Origin of the sequence: Streptomyces sp. NBC_00016, assembly GCF_045040885.1 — a bacterium.
GTDB lineage: Bacteria > Actinomycetota > Actinomycetes > Streptomycetales > Streptomycetaceae > Streptomyces > Streptomyces coriariae.
Map to the genome: position 1 here is coordinate 4,384,718 of NZ_CP108304.1, position 19,497 is coordinate 4,404,214.

Genomic DNA, 19,497 nt, shown 5'->3' on the forward strand with positions numbered 1-19,497 from the left:
ACGGGACCGGCCTTCGCCGTGGGGCGGCTACACGCCCGCGTACGAGTGCTTTCCGGAGACGAAGATGTTGACGCCGTAGTAGTTGAACAGCCAGCAGCCGAACGCGATCAGGGCCAGGTAGGCGGCCTTGCGGCCCTTCCAGCCGGCCGTGGCGCGGGCGTGCAGGTAGCAGGCGTAGGCGACCCAGGTGATGAACGACCAGGTCTCCTTCGGGTCCCAGCCCCAGTAGCGGCCCCAGGCGTCGCCCGCCCAGATGGCGCCCGCGATGATCGTGAACGTCCACAGCGGGAAGACGGCCGCGTTGACGCGGTAGGCGAACTTGTCGAGCGAGGCCGAGGCGGGCAGCCGGTCGAGGACCGAGTTGGCGAACTTACCGGGCTTGCCGCCGGTCGCCAGCTTGTTCTCGTAGGCGTCCTTGAACAGGTACAGGATCGTGGCGACCGCGCCGACGTAGAACACCGCACCGCAGAAGATCGCGGTGGAGACGTGGATGTACAGCCAGTACGAGTGCAGCGCCGGGACCAGCTGGTCGCTCGCCGTGTACAGGACGGTGACCGCGAGACCCAGGTCCAGCAGGACCGAGGTGATCAGGAACAGGCCGAGCCAGCGCACGTTCTTCTTCAGCGCCAGCAGCCCGAGGTACACGCCGACGGCCACCGTGGAGAAGGTGAGGTTGAACTCGTACATGTTGCCCCACGGCGCCCGCTCCACCGAGGCCGCGCGGGCGATCACGCCGCCCAGCTCGACCAGGAACGCGAGCACCGTGAGGGAGATGGCGATCCGGCCGTACATGTCGCCCTGCTCGTCACCGCCGTGCGCGCCGGGCCCGTCGGGCACGTCGCGCGCGCCGGCCGCGGAGCGCACGACGACCTGCGGCCGCTCCAGGACGGCCGTCCCGCCCTCCTTCCTGGCCGTGACGGCCGGGCCCTTGGCCGCGGTCGTGGCGGTGAGCGCGGCGGCGGTACGGCCGACCTTGCTGCGACTGCCGAGGAGCCATTCGGCGATGTACGCGAAGAAGGCCAGGGTGTAGACGGCCATCGCGGAGTAGATCAGCGTGTTGCTGATGCTCGCGAGGTTTTCGTTGGTGGCGGCGGCAAGCTCCGTGGTGGCGGCGAGAGTCACTTCTCAGCCCCTTCGGCAGGTACGACTTCGGGTTCGGGGGATGCGGAGGATGCGGACGGCCCGGGGGTGTCGGGGTCCGGGGTCGAGGGAGCCTGGTCGTACAGGATTCCGGCGAGGTCGCCGAGTTCCTCGGGCACCTTGGCCGACTCGCTGCGGCCGAGTCCGCCCATCTCGACGACCGTCACCCCGTCGTCGCCCTGCACCGCGCGCACCCAGACCCGGCGGCGCTGGAGGAACAGGGAACCGGCGAGACCGAAGATCGCGGCGATGGCCCCGCCCAGCGCCCAGCCGCTCGCGGGCTGCTGGGTGACCTGGAAGTTCGCCCACTCCTTGGTGCCCTCGTAGGTCACCGAGCCGGCGCCGTTCGGGAGGGTCATGGTCTCGCCGGGCTTGAGGTTGTCCCGCAGCTGAGCGCCCTTGGAGTCCTTGAACTCCTTCATGTGCGACTTGTCGAGCTGGTACACGCTCTGCGGGATGCCCGAGTCGACGCCGAGGTCGCCGTGGTACGGCGTCAGGTTCAGCACCGGGTTGCGCAGCGCCGGGAACGTCGAGGCCGCCTCGCTGCCCTTGGTGTACGTCGGCAGGAAGAAGGCCGAGATGCCCAGCTGCTCACCGACGCCCTTGGCGTCCCGGTAACCGTCGAGGACCTTGATCACACCGCTGGAGGTGATGTTGGAGTCGAGCGGCAGCAGCGGCACCGCGTCGCGGTAGACGACGTTGCCCTTGCCGTCGCGGACGGTGATGACGGGCGCGTAGCCGTGGGCGGTGAGGTAGATCTTCGAGTCGTCGATCTCCAGCGGGTGGTTGACCTTGACGACGGCCTTCTTGTCCTTGCCGTAGGCGCCCACGCTGTAGGTGAGGGCGGACTGGAAGGTGCGTGCGGTGCCCGTGTTGGGACCCGAGGTCTCGTACGTGCCGGTGAACTTGTCCAGGGTGAAGCTGAACGGGTTCAGGTCGTCGGTGCCGAAGAGGTTGCCGGACTTGAAGTCGTTGTACTGGGTGAGGGTGTTGGAGAAGCCGTCGCCCTCTACGACCAGCTTGTTCCCCTCGGCCTTGTAGAGCTGGCCGCAGGCGAAGGCGATCAGCATCACGATCAGCGCGATGTGGAAGGAGAGGTTGCCGACCTCACGGAGGTAGCCCTTCTCCGCGGCGACGGCGTCCCCGGCCAGGTGGGCGCGGAAGCGCCGCCTGCGCAGCAGGGTGAGCGCGGCCGCACGGACCTCTTCCGGCTCGGCGTCGGTGCGCCAGGTCGTGTACGCGGGCAGCCTGGTCAGCCGCTTCGGCGCACCCGGCGGGCGGCTGCGCAGCTGACCGACGAACTGCCAGGTGCGGGGCACGATGCAGCCGATGAGGGAGACGAACAGCAGGATGTAGATCGCGGAGAACCACACCGAGCTGTAGACGTGGAAGAGGCCGAGCCTGTCGTAGACCGGCGCGAGCGTCCCGTGGGCCTGACGGAATTCGGCGACCTTCGTCTCGTCGGTGCCGGACTGCGGGATCAGCGAACCGGGGATCGCGCCGAGCGCCAGCAGCAGGAGCAGCAGCAGCGCGACCCGCATGGAGGTGAGCTGCCGCCAGAACCAGCGGGCCCAGCCGATGACCCCCAGGGCGGGTCCACTGGCCAGCGTGTCCACGGGCGCGGTGGACAGCTGGGAGCCGGCGGCGCCGAGATCCTGCTCGTCGGAGGGGGCCGGGGTCTCGCCCGGGGCGGGGCCGACGGTGCTCTTGCTCATGAATCAGATCCCCACAGTGAAGCCGACGGACCAGGACTGGATGTCCTGCACAAGGCGGTCCCAGGCACCGGTCAGCAGCAGCAGACCGGTCACGATCATCATCGTGCCGCCGATCCGCATCACCCAGGCGTAGTGACGCTTGACCCAGCCGAAGGCACCGAGCGCCTTGCGGAAGGCGACCGCGGCGAGCACGAAGGGCACACCGAGGCCGAGGCAGTAGGCGACGGTCAGTATGGCACCGCGGCCCGCGCTCCCCTGCTGGGAGGAGAGGGCGATCACGGAGGCGAGGGTCGGGCCGATGCACGGGGTCCAGCCGATGCCGAACAGCGCGCCGAGCAGCGGGGCGCCGGCCAGCCCGGCGACGGGCCGCTTGTGGAAGCGGAACTCCCGCTGGGTCATCCAGGGCATCAGCCCCATGAAGAAGACGCCCATGAGGATCATGAGCACCCCCAGCACCTTGGACAGGACATCCTGGTTGGCCTGGAGGTTCTCGCCGAAGTAGCCGAACAGGGCCCCGCTGGAGACGAACACGGCGGTGAAGCCGAGGACGAAGAGCGAGGCACCGGCGACCATCCGCCCGCGGCGGGCCTCGGCGAGGTCGGTGCCGGCGACGCCGGTGACGTACGACAGATAGCCGGGGACGAGCGGCAGGACGCACGGCGAGAAGAAGGAGACGAGCCCGCCGAGCAGCGCGATCGGCAGCGCGACCAGCAACGCGCCGTTGAGCACGGTGTCGTTGTAACCCGTCGCGGCGAGCGTGGTGACCGCGCTCACGTCACTTCTCCGCGAGGACGGGCGCGATCATCTTGCGCAGCCTGTCCTCGCTGAGCGCGGCCAGCGACCGGGCCGCGATCTTGCCCTCCCGGTCGATGACCAGCGTGGAGGGGATGGCCTGGAGGCTGAGCGTGCCCTTCTTGAAGCGCAGCAGCAGCTTGCCCTTCGGGTCGGACAGGCTGGGGTAGGTGATGCCCTGCTGCTTCTCGAAGGCGAGGGCGTTGTCGTTGCTGGTGTCGAGGGTGTTGATGCCGACGAACTGCACACCCTGGCCCTTGAGGTCCGTGTAGACCTTCTGGAAGCCCGGCGCCTCGGCACGGCACGGAGCGCACCAGGAGCCCCACACGTTGAGGACGACGACCTTGCCCTTGTAGGCGGCGATGTCGAGCTGTCCTCCGGCGACGCTCTTGCCGGACAGGTCGGGGGCCGCGGCGCGGGTCCCCTTCTTCGCGGTGGAGATGCCGTCCTTGCCCATCACGAAGTTGGTGTCACCGCCTCCTCCGGCGGTTCCTCCGGAGGTGCAGGCGGACAGCAGCAGTGCGGCGACGGCTCCGCCGGCGGCCGCGGTCAGGGCGGCACGGCGCGAACGGTTCCGGCTGGTCGAGCACAGGGGGGTGCGGCTGGCGGCACTCATGTGAAAAGTTTCGCATGCCCGTTCTGGGGATCTTGCGCACCCCCCTTGCGGGGAGAAAACCCCATTTCAGGCAGCGTTGGCGGCGGTACCCGCGGAGGTCGAGGCGGAGGTGGACGCGGAGGGGGTGCTCGCGCCCAGGAACGTCTTCCAGCCCCCGGCGGGCTGCTGCCCGACGTCGAGGGTGCGCAGCTTCTCGAGGACCTCCGGCTTCTGGACGTCGATCCAGTCCACGAACTGCCGGAAGGAGACCAGCCGTACGTCGGCGCCCTTCTCCTTCTCGCGCGCGATGTGCTTGAAGGCCTCCTCGACGGCGTCCATGTAGATGCCGCCGTTCCACTGCTCGAAGTGGTTGCCGACGAAGAAGGGTGCGCGGTTCGTCTCGAATGCCCGCTTGAATCCCTGTATGTACGCCTGCGAGGACTGCTGCCGCCAGCCCGGGTAGTTGTGGCTGGGCGCCTTGGTCGAGTTGATCGACTGGTTGGCGAGCATGTTGTAGTCCATCGAGAGGACCTCGAAACCGCGGCCGGGGAAAGGTATCTGCTGCAACGGCAGATCCCAGAGCCCGTCCTTCTTCTGCGGCCACACCTGACGCCCGCCCGGCGAGGAGGCGTCGTAACGCCAGCCGAGGGCGCGGGCGGTGGGCAGCAGATTGTCCTGGCCGAGCAGACAGGGCGTCCGGCCGCCGACGAGTTCCTTGTCGTAGTCGAAGGGCAGCGCGGGCAGGTCGCTCCAGCCGGTGTTGGTCCGCCACTCCTTCACGAACGACTTCGCCTGGTCTATCTCGCTGCGCCACTGCTTGGGCGTCCAGTTGCCGACGGTCCCGTTCCCGGAGCAGAAGTGCCCGTTGAAGTGGGTGCCTATCTCGTGCCCCTCGAGCCAGGCGCGGCGGACGCCGTCGAGCGTCATCCTGACGTGCTCGTCGGTGAGGTAGCCGATGTCGGAGGCGCCGCGCGGGTTGTTCGGCGGGTCGTAGAGCCGCTTCTTCGACTCGGGCAGCAGATAGAGCCCGGAGAGGAAGAAGGTCATGCTCGCGCCGTGTTCCTTGGCGAGGTCGAGGAAGCGCGTGAAGAGTCCGTTGCCGACCTCGCCTGCCCCGTCCCAGGAGAAGACGACGAACTGCGGCGGCTCCTCGCCGGGCTGGAGCGGCACGGGCTTGGCCGGCTGGTGGAGCTGCTTGCCGGTGAAGGAGGTGGAGCCGTCGCCGATGGGGCGGGCGGTGACCTTCGGGCTGGGGCTGCCGGAGGGCTTGCCGGAGCCACTGGAACCACCGGGGGTGCTCGGCCCGTCCGAGTTCGTGAGGCTGCCGCAGCCCACGAGTCCGGCAGCGGCGGCGGCCCCGGCGCCGAGTCCGAGTGCTCCCCTTCGGGTGATGGCGCGCATGGCAACCCCGTTCGTCACATTTTCCGATGGTCACCCATTCAGAGGACGTGACGAACGAGGAGGTTCCGCCGATAGTTCCGGATTCCGTAACAGAGGGGCTTGTTTCGGCCACGGCAGCCGGCCACGAGTTCCGGGGGCCGGACACGGTGGCCGAGGTCGGTGGTCGGACACTGAGGCGGCGGACCCGGTGGCCGGACCCGGAGGCGGCGGACCCGGTGGCCGGACCCGGAGGGCGGGTCCGGCCGGGCGGTGGGCCTACGCCCCGAAGGCCTTGCTCTTCCCCTGCACCGGCTTGGCGCCGGCCCGGAGATGCGCGGGCACCAGATCGATGGCGGGCTCGCTGTAGCCGACGGACACGATCCTGTCGCCCTGGTACGTGAAGGTCGTCAGCGACGCGAGCGTGCACTGCCGCTTGCGCGGGTCGTGCCACAGCCGCCGCCGCTCGACGTAGGACCGCACGATCCAGATCGGCAGCTGGTGACTGACGAGCACCGCCTCCCGCCCCCGGGCCGCGTCCTTGGCCGCGTCCAGCGCACCCATCATCCGGACGACCTGGTCGACGTACGGCTCGCCCCAGGACGGCCTGAACGGGTTGACGAGGTGCTTCCAGTTCTCGGGCCGGCGCAGCGCCCCGTCCCCGACACCGAAGGTCTTGCCCTGGAAGACGTTCTCCGCCTCCAGGAGCCGCGCGTCGGTGGCCAGGTCGAGCCCGTGCGCCTTGGCGATCGGCGTCGCCGTCTCCTGCGCCCGCTCCAGCGGGGAGGCCACGACGTAGGTGACGTCGCGGGAGGCGAGGTGCTCGGCGACCCGGTCGGCCATCTGCCGGCCCAGCTCGGAGAGGTGGTAGCCGTCGAGACGGCCGTAGAGCACCCCGTCCGGGTTGTCGACCTCACCGTGCCGCATGAGGTGGACGACGGTGAGGTCCTTGTTGCCCGAGGTCTTCTCGAAGGCGTTCTCGAGGGCGTCCTCGAAGGCCTTGTCGGGCGCGTTCTCGGGGGCGTTCTCCGGGGTGGTCATGCCGCTGTGGCCTCCGCAGCCGCTCGGGCCGCCGCCGGGAGGGCGTCGGCGATTCTCTGGACGGCCTGGTCGTCGTGGGCCGTGGACACGAACCAGGACTCGAAGGACGACGGCGGCAGATACACGCCGTTCGCCAGCAGCGAGTGGAAGAAGGCGGTGTAGCGGAACGACTCCTGCGCCCTGGCGTCGTCGTAGTCACGGACCGGCCGGTCCGTGAAGAAGACGGAGAACATGTTGGAGGCGCTCTGAAGCGTGTGCGCGACCCCCTCCTTGGCCAGCGCCTCCGACACCAGGGACTGGATCCGGGTGGAGACGTCGTCGATCCTGGCGTAGGCGGCGTCGTCGAGGAGCCGCAGCTGGGCGAGCCCGGCGGCGGTCGCCACGGGGTTCCCGGAGAGGGTGCCGGCCTGGTAGACGGGCCCGGCGGGGGCGAGGTGCGCCATGATGTCCGCCCGCCCGCCGAAGGCCGCGGCGGGGAAGCCGCCGCCCATGACCTTCCCGAAGGTCATGAGATCGGGCCGCACGCCGTCGATCCCGTACCAGCCTGCCCGGCTGGTCCGGAACCCGGTCATGACCTCGTCGGAGATGAAGAGCGCGCCGTTGTTCTGGCAGGCGTCCTTGAGCCCCTGGTTGAAGCCGGGAAGGGGCGGCACGACTCCCATGTTGCCCGGCGAGGCCTCGGTGATCACACAGGCGATCTCGCCGGGGTGCCGGTGGAAGGCCTCCTGCACGGCCTCGAGGTCGTTGTACGGCAGGACGATGGTGTCGCCGGCCTGGGCGCCGGTGACGCCGGGGGTGTCGGGAAGCGCGAAGGTCGCGACCCCGGAGCCGGCCGCCGCGAGGAGCGAGTCGACGTGCCCGTGGTAGCAGCCGGCGAACTTGATCACCTTGGTGCGCCGGGTGAACCCGCGGGCCAGCCGGATCGCCGACATGGTGGCCTCGGTGCCGCTGGAGACGAGCCGCACCTCCTCCAGGGGCTCGATGCGGGCGACCATCTCCTCGGCGAGCGCGACCTCGCCCTCACCGGGCGTACCGAAGGAGGTGCCGCGCGAGACGGCCTCCTGCACGGCGGCGATCACCTCGGGGTGCGCGTGCCCGAGGATCATGGGCCCCCAGGAACAGACCAGGTCGACGTACTCCCGGCCGTCGGCGTCCGTCAGGTACGGGCCGGTGCCGGACACCATGAACCGGGGCGTGCCGCCCACGGCACGGAACGCGCGCACCGGCGAGTTCACACCCCCCGGCGTGACGGCGGACGCACGGTCGAACAGCGCCTGCGATACAGGCGCATCGTATGAATAGGGCAGTTCGCTCATGACCTGCGACTTCTCCGACCTTCTCCGACTTGCTGGACTCCGGTTGTCAGTGACCTCCCAGGGTAGGCCAGGGGCGGTCGGGGCCGACGGGGCCGTCATCCGCTTCACCGATCTGCGAAACTGAGTCGGAACGGCCCTGATAGACGTAGCTCACACCGACCGTGTGTCCAGTGGCTGCGAAGATCCTGCGGACAGGTGTTTCAACGCACGTTTCGGCGGGCGGCCGTGGGGGAGGTCACTGACACGATGATCGGGTTGCGCGGCGGGGGCCACGCGTCCTAGAAAAGCAGTCGGGTGGAGATATGCATCGCGGTGGTGGACTGGGCGAGGGGACTGACGACCTGGGTCCTCGACGTGCCCGGCGGGGAAGGCACCGGCGCGACGCTGAGGAAGCCAACGAAGCACGTCAGACGCAGGCACAAGGTGTACCGAGTGAGCCCGAGCGGATCGACCGGATCGATCAGATCGACCGAATCGACCGACTCGACCAGATCGAGCGGTTGGACCAGGTCGAGCGGTTCGAGCAGGTCGAGCGGCGCGTCGACCAGCGGATCGATCCCCTCCGGGCGGGGAGCAGGAATGGTGGTCGGGTGGGGGTGACGTACAAGTACTTCGGCGCGCCCGACGGCGCGACCGCGGCCCGCGTCCCGATCTCGATGCGCCCTGAGGAGCTCGGCGGCGACGAGCTCGGCATGAACGGCATGTTCACCAAGATCAAGCCGGAGACGATGGCCGCGATGGTGCTGACCGGCATCGAAGGCGTCCCCCTCAGCAAGGTGCCCCCGCTGGAACTGGTCGTCCTCCATCCCGACTACGCCGTGGTGAAGCTCCCCATGACGGTCGTGGATCCGCTGCGGGACATAGGCGAGGAAGCGGTGGGCGCGGCGGCCTTCATCTGGTCGACGGTCCCGGACCGGGGCGGCCCCCGCGACGCGTTCAACGTCTACCAGCTGCTGCACGAGTGGCAGGACTTCAGCCACCGCCTGCACGAGGCGGGGCATCAGCCTTATTGCCTTGTCTGGCCCTGACCCGAGGTTCGGTGAAGGCGGGCGAGGTCTGCCGTAGAGGTCGGCGGTGTTCTCGGCTGCCAGGCCGACCGGAACGCAGGGGCCGGCACCTCGCCCCGCTTACGAGGATCGTCCGTACGCCGGTCGAGGACCGGGTGTCAGCGCCGGTCGGCGGGCGAGACGAGGCCCGGCAGCGACGAGATCCGCCGTGTCGGCGTGCCGATCGACTCGGGCGGGGGACCACCGCGGGGCAACGTGCAGCGGCGGGTGGTGAACGTGCGGCGCGCACCGACGGGTGGTGCAATGGACCTGGTGGGGCGGTGTCCCTGCGTGGAACCGCACCGCAGCGCATCCGGCCTCGTCGCGGCCGTACCGGGCCGCGGACGTCGGCAGACCGCACTGCTGCCAAGGTGCTTCCTCCGCGGGGTGGCGAACGAGGCGGACGACCGAACCGCGGGCCCCGAACAGGTCCGGGCACCGGGCTCGTTCGCCGTTGACCGGCTCCGCTCGGACACGGCGGGGACCGCCAGGTCGTGGTACCACGCGCAGTCGCGTCGGCCGTGCCCCGACCGGCAGGAGGCTCCATGCACAGGGACTCCGGGGCGCGCGGTCGCCTCGTACAGCGTTGGTCCGCACGGCTAGCCCTCGTAGCCGGGCTCGCTGCCGTGGTGATCCTGCTCGTGTTCGCCGGAGTCAAGAGCATCGCGCTCCTGGGTGCAGGGCTGGCCGGGCTGGCCATATCAGGAGCGAGCCTGTGGTGGGCGCTGACCCAGCGGGGGATCGGCAGGCTGCTTGCCTTCACCCTCGCCGCCGTCGCCCCGCTCGCGGTGCTGGCGCTCTACGTGTGGGCGGAGCTGCTGTGGGTCGTCCTCGTTTCCGTTGCCCTGTGGGCCCTCGCGGTCTTCGTCGGCAGAGCGGCACTCAGCAGGGACGTCGAGCCGGCCGGGTCCCCGGAGCTGCGGACTGCTCCTCCCGAGCACCCCTTCCTCATCATGAATCCACGATCAGGCGGCGGAAAGGTGGGGCGGTTCCACCTCAAGGAGAAGGCCGAGGCGCTGGACGCCGACGTCCTCCTGCTGGACACGGCTCATCAGCAGGACGTGGTCGCGCTCGCCGACAAGGCGGTCGAAGACGGTGCCGACCTTCTCGGCGTCGCAGGCGGTGACGGCACGCAGGCCCTGGTCGCCGGAGTCGCCGCCAGGCACGGCATCCCCTTCATGGTGATCTCGGCCGGAACCCGCAACCACTTCGCCCTCGACCTCGGCCTGGACCGGGACGACCCGTCGACCTGCCTGGATGCTCTCACCGACGGCGTCGAGCTCCGCGTCGACCTCGGTTTCATCGGTGAGCGCGCCTTCGTCAACAACGCGTCCTTCGGGACCTACGCAGCGGTGGTGCAAAGTCCCGCCTACCGCGACGACAAGGTCCGCACCATCCTCCAGACGCTTCCCGACCTGCTGACCCACCGACGCGGGCCCCGGCTGACCGTCCATACCGCGGGCACGGCCATCGACGGACCCCAGGCCGTGCTCGTCAGCAACAACCCCTACGGGATGGGCGACCTCGCCGGCCTCGGACGCCGTGAGGTCCTGGATTCAGGTGCTCTCGGCGTCCTGGGCGTCAAGGTCGACAACGCCGCGCAGGCAGCCGAGTTGCTCGCGGAGAAGCACGCGCCCGGCCTCACCAACCTGACCGCCCAGGAGGTCGTCATCGATGCGGACGAGCCCGAGATCGAAGCCGGGGTCGACGGTGAGGCGCTGACCCTGCCGACGCCCGTGCGGTGCACGATCCACCCCCGGGCTCTGCGGGTGCGCGTACCACGCCACCGCCCTGGCGTGCCCCTGGCGAAGTCCCCCATGGACTGGCGGCAACTGCGGAGGCTGGCGCTGAGTTGAGGAGCCGTTGTCCTTCCGGACGTGATCGGTGGGCCCGTCCGCGAATGCCACCCGGGTCACTTGCTCGTTACTGACTACCGTGGCCTACGTCGGCTGGTTCGGACCCCGCGGCCTGGCCTCCGTGGTCCTCGGACTCCTCCACCAGCGCCCACCGGGCGGGGTCTGTCGGCGCGGTCCGCCACCGTCAACCCGGGTGGCCCGGTCCTGCGTCCGGCCGGATGATCACCCGCCTGCCCGCGCTCAGGCGCCGGACCCGGATGAGTTCTAGGGTTGAGGGAGATCCCGGGGGCGCGGAAATCCGTTTCCTTCCGTCTGCCTCCCCCACTCGGGCCCTGAACAGACCAGGAGGACATGCCACATGTCCACTGCATCGGAAACCCCAGTCCTGGACACCCTCGCCGCCATGACAGTCGACTCGATCGAGCGATGTGGGCTGGCCCCGGACATGCTCCTGCTCACGCGCATCGCGGCACTCGCCGCCTCGGACGCCCCGCCGATCTCCTACGCGGCCCATATCGACCCCGCCCTCAGGACCGGCGTGACCGCAGACCAGTTTCAGGACGTCCTGGTCGCCATCGCGCCCATCGTGGGCACCGCCCGCGTCATGACGGCAGCGGGCAACATCGCCGCGGCACTCGGCATCGCCATCGCCGTCGCCGATGCCGAGATCGAGGCGCAGGGCTGAGGAGCGGACACCCACCCGGCGCATCGACGATCCGTACGGCCTGCATCGGGCAGAAGGCCACAGCGCTGCCCTTCTGCCCCACGTGCCCCGTGCCGGACGTCCCCACGGCCGACCAGGCAGGAGGGTCTTCGATGTCCCAGAACGCGACCACGGCCATGCGCGCCGCACCCCACACCACGCCCGAGGACCGTGCGGCGCTCGGCAAAGAGGCGCGGCGCCTCTCACCGCGGTCGGGCCACGCCGTGTACAGGCCGTCTCCCGACCGGCCGGACCCGCTGGCGATCCTGGAGGCCCAGTCCGCGGCACGGGTGCCCGAACTCGTCCCGATCCGCTACGGCCGGATGATGGAGTCCCCGTTCCGCTTCTACCGGGGCGCCGCCGCGATCATGGCGTCGGACCTGGCCGACAGCCCGGTCTCGGGCATCACGGCCCAGCTGTGCGGGGACGCACACCTGCTGAACTTCCGTCTGCTCGCCTCGCCGGAGCGGCAGTTGATGTTCGACATCAACGACTTCGACGAGACGCTGCCGGGCCCCTGGGAGTGGGACGTCAAACGGCTCTCGGCGAGTCTCGTCATCGCGGGCCGGGCGAACGGCTTCGACGACGACGAGCGCGCCCGCATCGTGAGCTCCACGGTCCGCTCCTACCGCGAGGCGATGATCCGCTTCGCCGGCACGGGCAACCTGGACGTCTGGTACGCGAAGATCGACGCGGACCTCCTGGAGACCCTGGCCACAGGCCGACTCCACGGAACCAAGCGCGGCCAGAAGAACCTGGCCCGCGCCATGGCGAAGGCCCGCACCCGCGACAGCCTGCAGGCCTTCGACAAGCTCACCGAGACGGTCGACGGCGAGCCGAGGATCGCGGCGGATCCCCCGCTGCTCATCCCGGCCGCCGACCTGCTGCCGGACGTCGAACGCAGCGCCCTGGAGCGCCAGTTCCGCGGCCTCATCGAGCGGTACGGCCGCACGCTCGCCTCCGACCGGCGCACGCTCCTGAAGGACTACCGCCTCGCGGACGTCGCCCGCAAGGTGGTCGGCGTCGGCAGCGTCGGCACCCGATGCTGGATCTTCCTCCTCCTCGGCCGGAGCGACCAGGACCCGCTCTTCCTCCAGGCCAAGGAGGCCGACACCTCAGTGCTCGCCGCACACGTCGGCACGAGCCGCTACCGCAACCAGGGCGAACGGGTCGTCTCGGGCCAGCGGCTGATGCAGGCGGCGAGCGACATCTTCCTCGGCTGGGAACGGGTGGACGGCATCGACGGCAAACAGCGCGACTTCTACGTCCGTCAACTGCGCGACTGGAAGGGCATCGCCATGCCGGAGAGGATGCGGCCGAAGGACATGCAGGCGTTCGGCGAACTGTGCGGCGCCACCCTGGCTCGCGCGCACGCCCGGTCCGGCGACCGCATCGCCATCGCCGCGTACCTGGGCAGCGGCGACTCGTTCGACCGAGCACTCGCCACCTTCGCCGAGGCATACGCCGACCAGAACGAACGCGACCACCAGGCCCTGGTCGACGCCGTACGCGCGGGCCGGCTCCCGGCGGAGGAACTGCCGACGGCCTGACCCGGTCGAGGACACCCGGCTCGCCCTCCCGCTCATTCAGGCGGCCGTCAGGCGTCGAGGGTGACATTGCCGAGGCGGCTGACCATGGCCGGATCGCGGTGGTCGAAGAACAGGGACTCCCCGGTGTCGAGGGCGGCGACGGCGGCCATCTGGTCGTCGGTGAGCCGGAAGTCGAAGACGTCGATGTTCTCCGCCATGCGCTCGGCGCGGACCGACTTCGGGATCACGACGACCTCGCGCTGGATGAGCCAGCGCAACACGACCTGTGCCACGGACTTGCCGTGCGCGACGGCGATCTCGCTGAGCACCGGGTGGGTGAAGAGGTGGTTACGGCCCTCGGCGAAGGGGCCCCACGACTCGATCTGGACCCCGCGCTCGCGCATGATCGCCTGGTCGTCGGCGCGCTGGTGGAAGGGGTGGGTCTCGATCTGGTTGACCGCCGGCGTGACCTCGTTGTGGTCGATCAGGTCCACCAGCCGGTCGGCGTGGAAGTTCGAGACACCGATGGCCCGGGCGCGGCCCTCGGCGTGCAGGCGCTCCATGGCCCGCCAGGAGCCGTAGACGTCGCCGTAGGGCTGGTGGATCAGGTACAGGTCGAGGTGGTCGAGGCCGAGCTTGCGCAACGAGGTGTCGAAGGCGCGCCCGGCCCGGTCCTCGCCGGCGTCGGAGATCCACAGCTTGGTGGTGACGAACAGCTCCCCGCGCGGTACGCCGCTGCTCCTGATCGCGCGGCCGACGGCCTCCTCGTTGCCGTAGGCGGCCGCGGTGTCGAGCGCGCGGTAGCCGGCGGCGAGGGCGTCACTGACGGCCTGCTCGGTCTGCTCGGGCGGAATCTGATAGACGCCGAAGCCGAGGACGGGCATCTCGACGCCGTTGTTCAGGGTGACGGCGGGGACGGCGGGGACGGCGGGGACGGTCTGCATGAGCTTTTCCTCACGTGGGGGGAGGGGGGAGAGCCGGGGGCCATGGGCCGCCCTCCGGGCGGGTGTCCGCGGGGGCCGGGGGCAGGCCGGCGGGTTTCCCGATGCTCGGGGTCCGGCAGGCCGGACGCCGTCGCCGGCGGTACCGCTGCGCCCGGTCCGGGAAACGAGTAGGTCGCCCGGCTCGATGTACCGCATCGCTCGCCGCCTCTCGTCGTCGGTCGCCCGCTCCGGGCCGCTCCGGGCCGGCCGTCGTGGCCGTGGTCGTGGCCACGGCCGCATCCAGCCGTACCCGTCGGACGGCGGCGCCTCACGGCCGGTGCTCCATGCGGGCACGCCCTCCTGGTGCGACGGTGTCAGCGCCTCGGCCGGTCGCCCACCCACGTGCGGGACGCCTGCCGCCGAATGCCCACGGCAGGCAGGCCGGCCCCCTCACCGGCGTCGAGCCGCGGCCGTCCGGGCGGCAGCGGTGACCGCCGGTCGGCGGCCGGCCCTCGTGGCGGGAACTCCCGTTGCGGGTCCGGTCGTTCGGGTTCACGGAAGGCGTCGACGGCCACGGGGACGGGGCTGGTCTTCGAGCGACCCCGCATGGTGAATGATGATCCGACAGTCACTCACGGCGGTTCATCCGGTGGTGGGACGCGAGTCCAGGACGGAGCCAGGCAGCATGACCTCTCCCCTCAGCGGCAGCAGCGACGCCGGTAGCGGCGGCACCGGCAGCCCCTTCTTGAAGATAGACACGAGCAAGCCCCACCCCGCCCGGATGTACGACTACTTCCTCGGCGGGAAGGACAACTACGAGGTCGACCGGGATGCCGCCGAGCAGTTCATCAAGGTGGCACCCGAGGTGCGGGAAGGCGTCCGCGCCAACCGGTACTTCATGCACCGCGCCGTCCGGCACGTCGTCGCGCAGGGCGGTGTCCGGCAGATCCTCGACATCGGTACGGGCCTGCCCACCGAGCCCAACGTGCACCAGATCGCGCACTCCATAGCCCCCGGGACCCGGGTCGCGTACGTCGACAACGATCCGATCGTCAGCACCCACTCGATGGCCCTCATGGCCGACGCCGACACCGACACCGATTCCGGCACCGACGCCCACACCTCGGTCGTCCTGGCCGACCTGCGGGATCCGCGCGCCGTCCTCGACCACCCCGACGTCCGCAAGATCATCGACTTCGACGAGCCCGTGGCGCTGCTGCTGGTGGCCGTCGTGCACTTCCTCGCCGACGCGGACGACCCGGACGCCGTCCTCGCGACACTCCGCGACGCGCTGCCCACCGGTTCCTACCTCGTCCTGTCGCACGCCACGGGCGACGTCCACGAGGACCGGCGCGAGAACGCGGCCTCCGTCTACAACAAGGCCAGCGCCTCCCTGAACCTGCGCCCCCACGCCCGCGTCCTGGACTTCTTCGGCGACTTCACCCTCCTCGACCCGGGCCTGGTCCCGGTCCCGGACTGGCGCCCCGAAGAGCCCCCGCAGCACAACGCCCCACCGATCGGCATCTACGGCGGAGTGGCCCGCAAGAACAACTGACCGACGGGCGGGGGCGATGGAACGGCGGAACGGCCGGTCAGCGTAGAGCTGTTGTCTGGAGGAGGTGGCGGGCCTCGTGGTGGGCCGGGGTTTCGGTTTGTCGGGCCACTTGGCGGAAGGTGTCCTGGGCGGGGCGGGCCGGCCAGTCCGGGGGGAGGTGGCGGGACGGGAGCCGGGGATCCGCGCGGATCGTCCAGAGCCACTCGCTGACCAGGCGCAGGCGGGTGCCGATCGGATCCTCGCCCGGTCCCGCGTTCAGGTGGGCCGTCCAGCGCTTGTCGAAGGAGACATAGCGGGCGGCGACGCTCTCCAGGTCCCAGGTGTCGCGGATCATGAGGCCGATGTCGGTGGCCTCGTCGGCGGAGGCGTGGAAGATCTTGACGTGGGCGGTGAGGCCGAGTTCGGCGACGACGGGGGCGACGTCGACCTTCCCCGGCGCGATCCACAGCCCGCTGTACAGCGCGCCGAACCCGGACCAGGCGAGCCGTGAGCGCAGGTCGTGGCGCTCACGCTGGCGGGACTCGGGGAGCGAGAAGCCGAGCAGCGTCCAGTCGCCGTCCCAGTCGTCGTTGACCGCGCCCTCGCGCCAGATGCGGGTGCGGCCGTCCCGCAGTACGCGGGTCGCCTGCTCGGTGAGGCCGAAGTACATCTTGCGGCCCTCCCGCTGCCGCCGCAGCAGACCCCGGCTGACCATGCGGGTCAGCGTGGACCGTACGGCCTGTTCACCGACGCCGACCCGGCCGAGCACGTCGATGATGCTGCCCGAGTAGACGCACAGGTCGCCCTCTTCCAGGACGTGGTTGCCGAAGAAGGCGAGCATGAGCGACTGCGGGCGCAGCTGCGGAGCACCGCCGTCCGAGGTGTCCGGCACCTCGTGTGGCACCTCGTGTGGCATGTCGTGCTGCATGGTGTCCGGGATGTCGTCGTCCTCCACGGGGGAAAGGGTACGACCGCCCGCCGGAGGGTGCGGCGGACGGTCGTGGGGGGCTATCGGCGGTCGGCCGGGTGGGCGAGGTCGTACGGGCGCAGGTAGGGCGTGGGGCGATAGGCGACGTAGCGGGTGGGGGTCGTCGGATCGGCCGCCGTGGCACGGGAGTTGAGGGCGGCCGGGTCGGTGCCCCGCCAGTGCCCGGTGGAGAGGCGGTCCTCCAGGGTGTGCAGGGCGGCGAGCTGCTCGGCGGGGCTGAAGGTGCAGTGGCCCGCGTTGTCGACGTACGCCTGCCGCAGCAGGGCCGAGGACCCGGCGGCGGTCACGGCCCGGCGCAGGGCGCTCTCGGTCTGGACCGGGACGAGGGCGTCACCGATGGTGTGGACGGAGAGCTGCGGCTTGGTGAGCTTCCCGGTGAAGGAGCTGGTGCCGCTCATCCATGCCGCCGCGGCCGGATCGGCGGCGATGCGCGGGGCCCGGTTCAGGGCGGTCAGGTCGGCCGTCAGGGACAGTCCGGCCTTCCTGTACAGCTCGGTGACCTCCTTGCGGACGGAGGACCGGCCGAGCAGCTGCGCGTAGTCGACGCCGGTGTTCCAGGACATGTTGCCGCCGGCCCGGACCTCGGCCTCCTGCCGCCGGTTGAAGGCGGCGATCTTCAGCAGCCCCTTGACGGCGTCGTACTGGTTGGCCTGCTGCGCGTCCCAGTCGGTCGCGGCGGGCCGGGGCTGCGTCGGCTGGTTCCAGACCGGGATGTTGTGCAGGGCGGCGGCGAGGGCGATCCGGGCCCGGCCGGCGGCCGTGGTCTGCGCCGAGTCGACCGCGGCCGTCAGGGTGTTCGCCGCCTCGGTGGCGGCCGTCTGGTCCGCGAGGTCCACCAGCGGGACGTCGGAGCCGGGCGCGAGGAGGGTCTTGACGGCGAAGGCCGGGTCGAGGGTGTTGTTCCAGTTGGCGACTCCGCCCTGGACCAGGCCGCACAGCGCGACGGAGCCGTCGATACGGTCCGGGTGGCGTTCGGCGATGGCCGTGGTGACGAGCCCGCCGTACGACCGTCCCCAGGCGATGGTCCGGCCGGCCGCGCCGAAGCGGTCGGTGAAGGCGGCGAGCGCGGCGAGCTGGTCGGGCACCGCGTCCGTGACCGCCCAGCCCGTCGTGGCGTACGAGGAGCCGACGAGCGCGTAGCCCTTGTCCAGGAGGAGGGTCTTGGTGGCGTCGTCCGGGGCGTCCTGCGCGGGGTTGGCGGGACCGGACGTGTAACCGTGGCTGAAGAGCAGCACGGTGCCGTTCCAGGCGGCGGGCACGTCCATCAGGTACGCGGCGCCGGAGGGGAGTCGGCCCTCGACATGGCTCGTGTCCGCCGCGGCCACCGCCGTCGAGGCCGGAAGGGCGGCGACGGCGAGCAGGACGGCAGCCGCCCAGGCGGTGCGCGTACGGCCCCGGGTGGGGACGGGGGTACGGGTGAGGGTGTGGGTGGGGGGCGTCATGCGGAGATCTCCTGCGTGTGGGGGGCGTCGGAGCCTTCGGCGGGGTCCGCGGTGTCGGAGAGGGACGTCCGACTGGTCTCGCGCACGAAGAGGACTGTCACGGCGGTGACCGCGGCGCCGCCGCAGAGCAGCAGGGAGACGGGGGTGCTGTTGCCGCTTCCCGCCACCAGGCTGCCGGCGATCATCGGGGAGAAGCCTGCGCCGATGAGGGTGGCGCCCTGGTAGCCGAGGGAGGCACCGGTGTAGCGGACCCGGGTGCCGAACATCTCGGTGAGCAGGGCGCCCAGCGGGCCGTACATCGTGGACTGGGCGATGCCGTGGCCGAGGACGACGGCGAGGATCAGCAGCCCGGGCGACCCGGAGTCGACCAGCGCGAGGACGGGGAAGGCCAGCGCCGCCGAGGCGAGCGCTCCGGCGAGGACGACCGGACGGCGGCCGACCCGGTCGGAGAGCGCGGAGGCGCAGGGCAGCACGACGAGGGCGACGGCGGCGGACACCGTGAGCGCGGTGAGCACCTGCGGACGGGCGTAGCCGATGCCGGTGGCGTACGCGATCAGATAGCTGGTGAGCAGCGACTGGGCGGTGAAGGCGCCGATGCCGACGCAGCAGGCCAGCAGGACCGGGCGCGGTCGCCGCAGCACGTCGAGGATGGGCAGCCGCGACTCGGCACGGTCCTTCTTCACCTCCGCGAAGAGCGGGCTCTCGACGACCTTGAGGCGGACGAAGAGCCCGACGCCGAGCAGCACCACGCTCAGCAGGAACGGCACCCGCCAGCCCCAGGCCGCGAACTCGTCCTTGGGGAGGGTGACGACGAGTGCGACGACGGCGGTGGAGAGCAGGGAGCCGAGCGGGGCCCCCATCTGCGTGAAGCTGGACCACAGTCCGCGCCGCCGCTCGCCCGCGTGCTCGACGACCATGAGCGTGGCGCCGCCCCACTCACCGCCGATGGCGAGGCCCTGCACCACCCGCAGGGTGATCAGCAGCACCGGCGCCCACACGCCGATCGTGTCGTACGTGGGCAGCAGTCCGACGAGGAAACTCGCGCCGCCCATCAGGCCCATCGTGAGCAGCAGCATCGACTTGCGGCCGAGCCGGTCGCCGAAGTGCCCGAAGAGGATGCCGCCGAGCGGGCGGGCGACATAGCCGGCGGCGAAGGTGCCGAACGCGGCGACGGTGCCGACGGCGGGGTCGGCGCCGGGGAAGAAGAGCTCGCCGAAGACGAGGGCGGCGACGGTTCCGTAGACGAGGAAGTCGTAGAACTCCACGGCGGTGCCGAGCAGTCCGGAGGCGGCGACCACGCGCAGCTGCCGAGTTCGTTCGGCGGTCGTGGACTTGGACGGGGACGGGGACGGGGACGGTGACGGTGACGGTGATGCGACGGGGGACGGGGGCATCGCGGTCTCCCTAGACCGGGGGAAGGACACCGTGAAGTTAGGCCCTCAAGTAACCGCCGTCAATAAAGTGCACAACATTGACCCATGGTGCGGGCCACCGCCTCCA

Annotated in this window: 16 protein-coding genes; 5 read left to right on the forward strand and 11 right to left on the reverse strand. The window is 70.7% G+C overall.

Annotated elements, in window-relative coordinates:
- Window positions 1–27 precede the first annotated feature (27 nt).
- The 7 genes from ccsB to hemL form a co-directional block, all read right to left on the reverse strand.
- Window positions 28–1,122, reverse strand: coding sequence for a c-type cytochrome biogenesis protein CcsB (gene ccsB, locus OG933_RS19375; protein ID WP_362518192.1), 1,095 nt, complete (start codon window positions 1,120–1,122; stop codon window positions 28–30).
- Window positions 1,119–2,855 (reverse strand): cytochrome c biogenesis protein ResB, encoded by a 1,737-nt coding sequence (locus tag OG933_RS19380; RefSeq protein ID WP_405628005.1) that lies wholly within the window; start codon window positions 2,853–2,855, stop codon window positions 1,119–1,121. The genes ccsB and OG933_RS19380 overlap by 4 nt, the downstream gene beginning before the upstream one ends.
- 3 nt (window positions 2,856–2,858) lie before the next feature.
- On the reverse strand, window positions 2,859–3,629 hold the full coding sequence (locus OG933_RS19385; protein ID WP_020130083.1) for a cytochrome c biogenesis CcdA family protein: 771 nt from the start codon (window positions 3,627–3,629) through the stop codon (window positions 2,859–2,861).
- 1 nt (window position 3,630) lies between these two features.
- A complete protein-coding gene (locus OG933_RS19390) occupies window positions 3,631–4,263 on the reverse strand; it encodes a TlpA disulfide reductase family protein (RefSeq protein ID WP_020130082.1) in 633 nt (210 codons plus the stop codon).
- A 66-nt stretch (window positions 4,264–4,329) separates the two neighbouring features.
- Window positions 4,330–5,643 carry a hypothetical protein gene (locus OG933_RS19395; RefSeq protein WP_405633442.1) on the reverse strand — a complete coding sequence of 438 codons (1,314 nt, stop codon included), beginning with the start codon at window positions 5,641–5,643 and terminating at the stop codon, window positions 4,330–4,332.
- Window positions 5,644–5,898: 255 nt separating this feature from the next.
- Window positions 5,899–6,546 (reverse strand): histidine phosphatase family protein, encoded by a 648-nt coding sequence (locus OG933_RS19400; protein WP_362518374.1) that lies wholly within the window; start codon window positions 6,544–6,546, stop codon window positions 5,899–5,901.
- A 110-nt stretch (window positions 6,547–6,656) separates the two neighbouring features.
- Window positions 6,657–7,976 carry a glutamate-1-semialdehyde 2,1-aminomutase gene (gene hemL, locus OG933_RS19405; RefSeq protein ID WP_405628009.1) on the reverse strand — a complete coding sequence of 440 codons (1,320 nt, stop codon included), beginning with the start codon at window positions 7,974–7,976 and terminating at the stop codon, window positions 6,657–6,659.
- Between the two features lie 590 nt (window positions 7,977–8,566).
- Between hemL and OG933_RS19410 the strand changes: the two genes are divergently transcribed.
- The 4 genes from OG933_RS19410 (at window position 8,567) to OG933_RS19425 (ending at window position 13,131) form a co-directional block, all read left to right on the forward strand.
- Entirely contained in the window at window positions 8,567–9,004 is a 438-nt protein-coding gene (locus OG933_RS19410) for a hypothetical protein (RefSeq protein WP_020130078.1), read from the forward strand.
- Between the two features lie 563 nt (window positions 9,005–9,567).
- Window positions 9,568–10,878 (forward strand): diacylglycerol/lipid kinase family protein, encoded by a 1,311-nt coding sequence (locus OG933_RS19415; RefSeq protein ID WP_405628011.1) that lies wholly within the window; start codon window positions 9,568–9,570, stop codon window positions 10,876–10,878.
- A gap of 358 nt (window positions 10,879–11,236) precedes the next feature.
- Window positions 11,237–11,563, forward strand: a complete 327-nt coding sequence (locus OG933_RS19420; RefSeq protein WP_405628014.1) for a carboxymuconolactone decarboxylase family protein — start codon at window positions 11,237–11,239, stop codon at window positions 11,561–11,563.
- A 131-nt stretch (window positions 11,564–11,694) separates the two neighbouring features.
- On the forward strand, window positions 11,695–13,131 hold the full coding sequence (locus OG933_RS19425) for a DUF2252 domain-containing protein (protein WP_405628017.1): 1,437 nt from the start codon (window positions 11,695–11,697) through the stop codon (window positions 13,129–13,131).
- 47 nt (window positions 13,132–13,178) lie between these two features.
- Here OG933_RS19425 and OG933_RS19430 read toward each other — a convergent pair whose 3' ends face one another.
- Window positions 13,179–14,054 (reverse strand): aldo/keto reductase, encoded by an 876-nt coding sequence (locus OG933_RS19430; RefSeq protein ID WP_362518225.1) that lies wholly within the window; start codon window positions 14,052–14,054, stop codon window positions 13,179–13,181.
- Between the two features lie 664 nt (window positions 14,055–14,718).
- On the opposite strand from OG933_RS19430, the gene OG933_RS19435 reads away from it, so the two are divergent.
- A complete protein-coding gene (locus OG933_RS19435; RefSeq protein WP_405628019.1) occupies window positions 14,719–15,588 on the forward strand; it encodes an SAM-dependent methyltransferase in 870 nt (289 codons plus the stop codon).
- A gap of 37 nt (window positions 15,589–15,625) precedes the next feature.
- On the opposite strand, the gene OG933_RS19440 is transcribed toward OG933_RS19435, so the two are convergent.
- Genes OG933_RS19440 through OG933_RS19450 form a run of 3 tightly spaced genes read right to left on the reverse strand, consistent with a single transcriptional unit; the run spans window position 15,626 to window position 19,391 of the window.
- Window positions 15,626–16,522 carry a PaaX family transcriptional regulator C-terminal domain-containing protein gene (locus OG933_RS19440; protein ID WP_405628021.1) on the reverse strand — a complete coding sequence of 299 codons (897 nt, stop codon included), beginning with the start codon at window positions 16,520–16,522 and terminating at the stop codon, window positions 15,626–15,628.
- Window positions 16,523–16,575: 53 nt separating this feature from the next.
- On the reverse strand, window positions 16,576–17,997 hold the full coding sequence (locus OG933_RS19445) for an alpha/beta hydrolase family protein (protein WP_405628024.1): 1,422 nt from the start codon (window positions 17,995–17,997) through the stop codon (window positions 16,576–16,578).
- On the reverse strand, window positions 17,994–19,391 hold the full coding sequence (locus OG933_RS19450; protein ID WP_405628026.1) for an MFS transporter: 1,398 nt from the start codon (window positions 19,389–19,391) through the stop codon (window positions 17,994–17,996). Before OG933_RS19450 ends, OG933_RS19445 begins: the two co-directional genes overlap by 4 nt.
- Window positions 19,392–19,497: the final 106 nt, after the last annotated feature.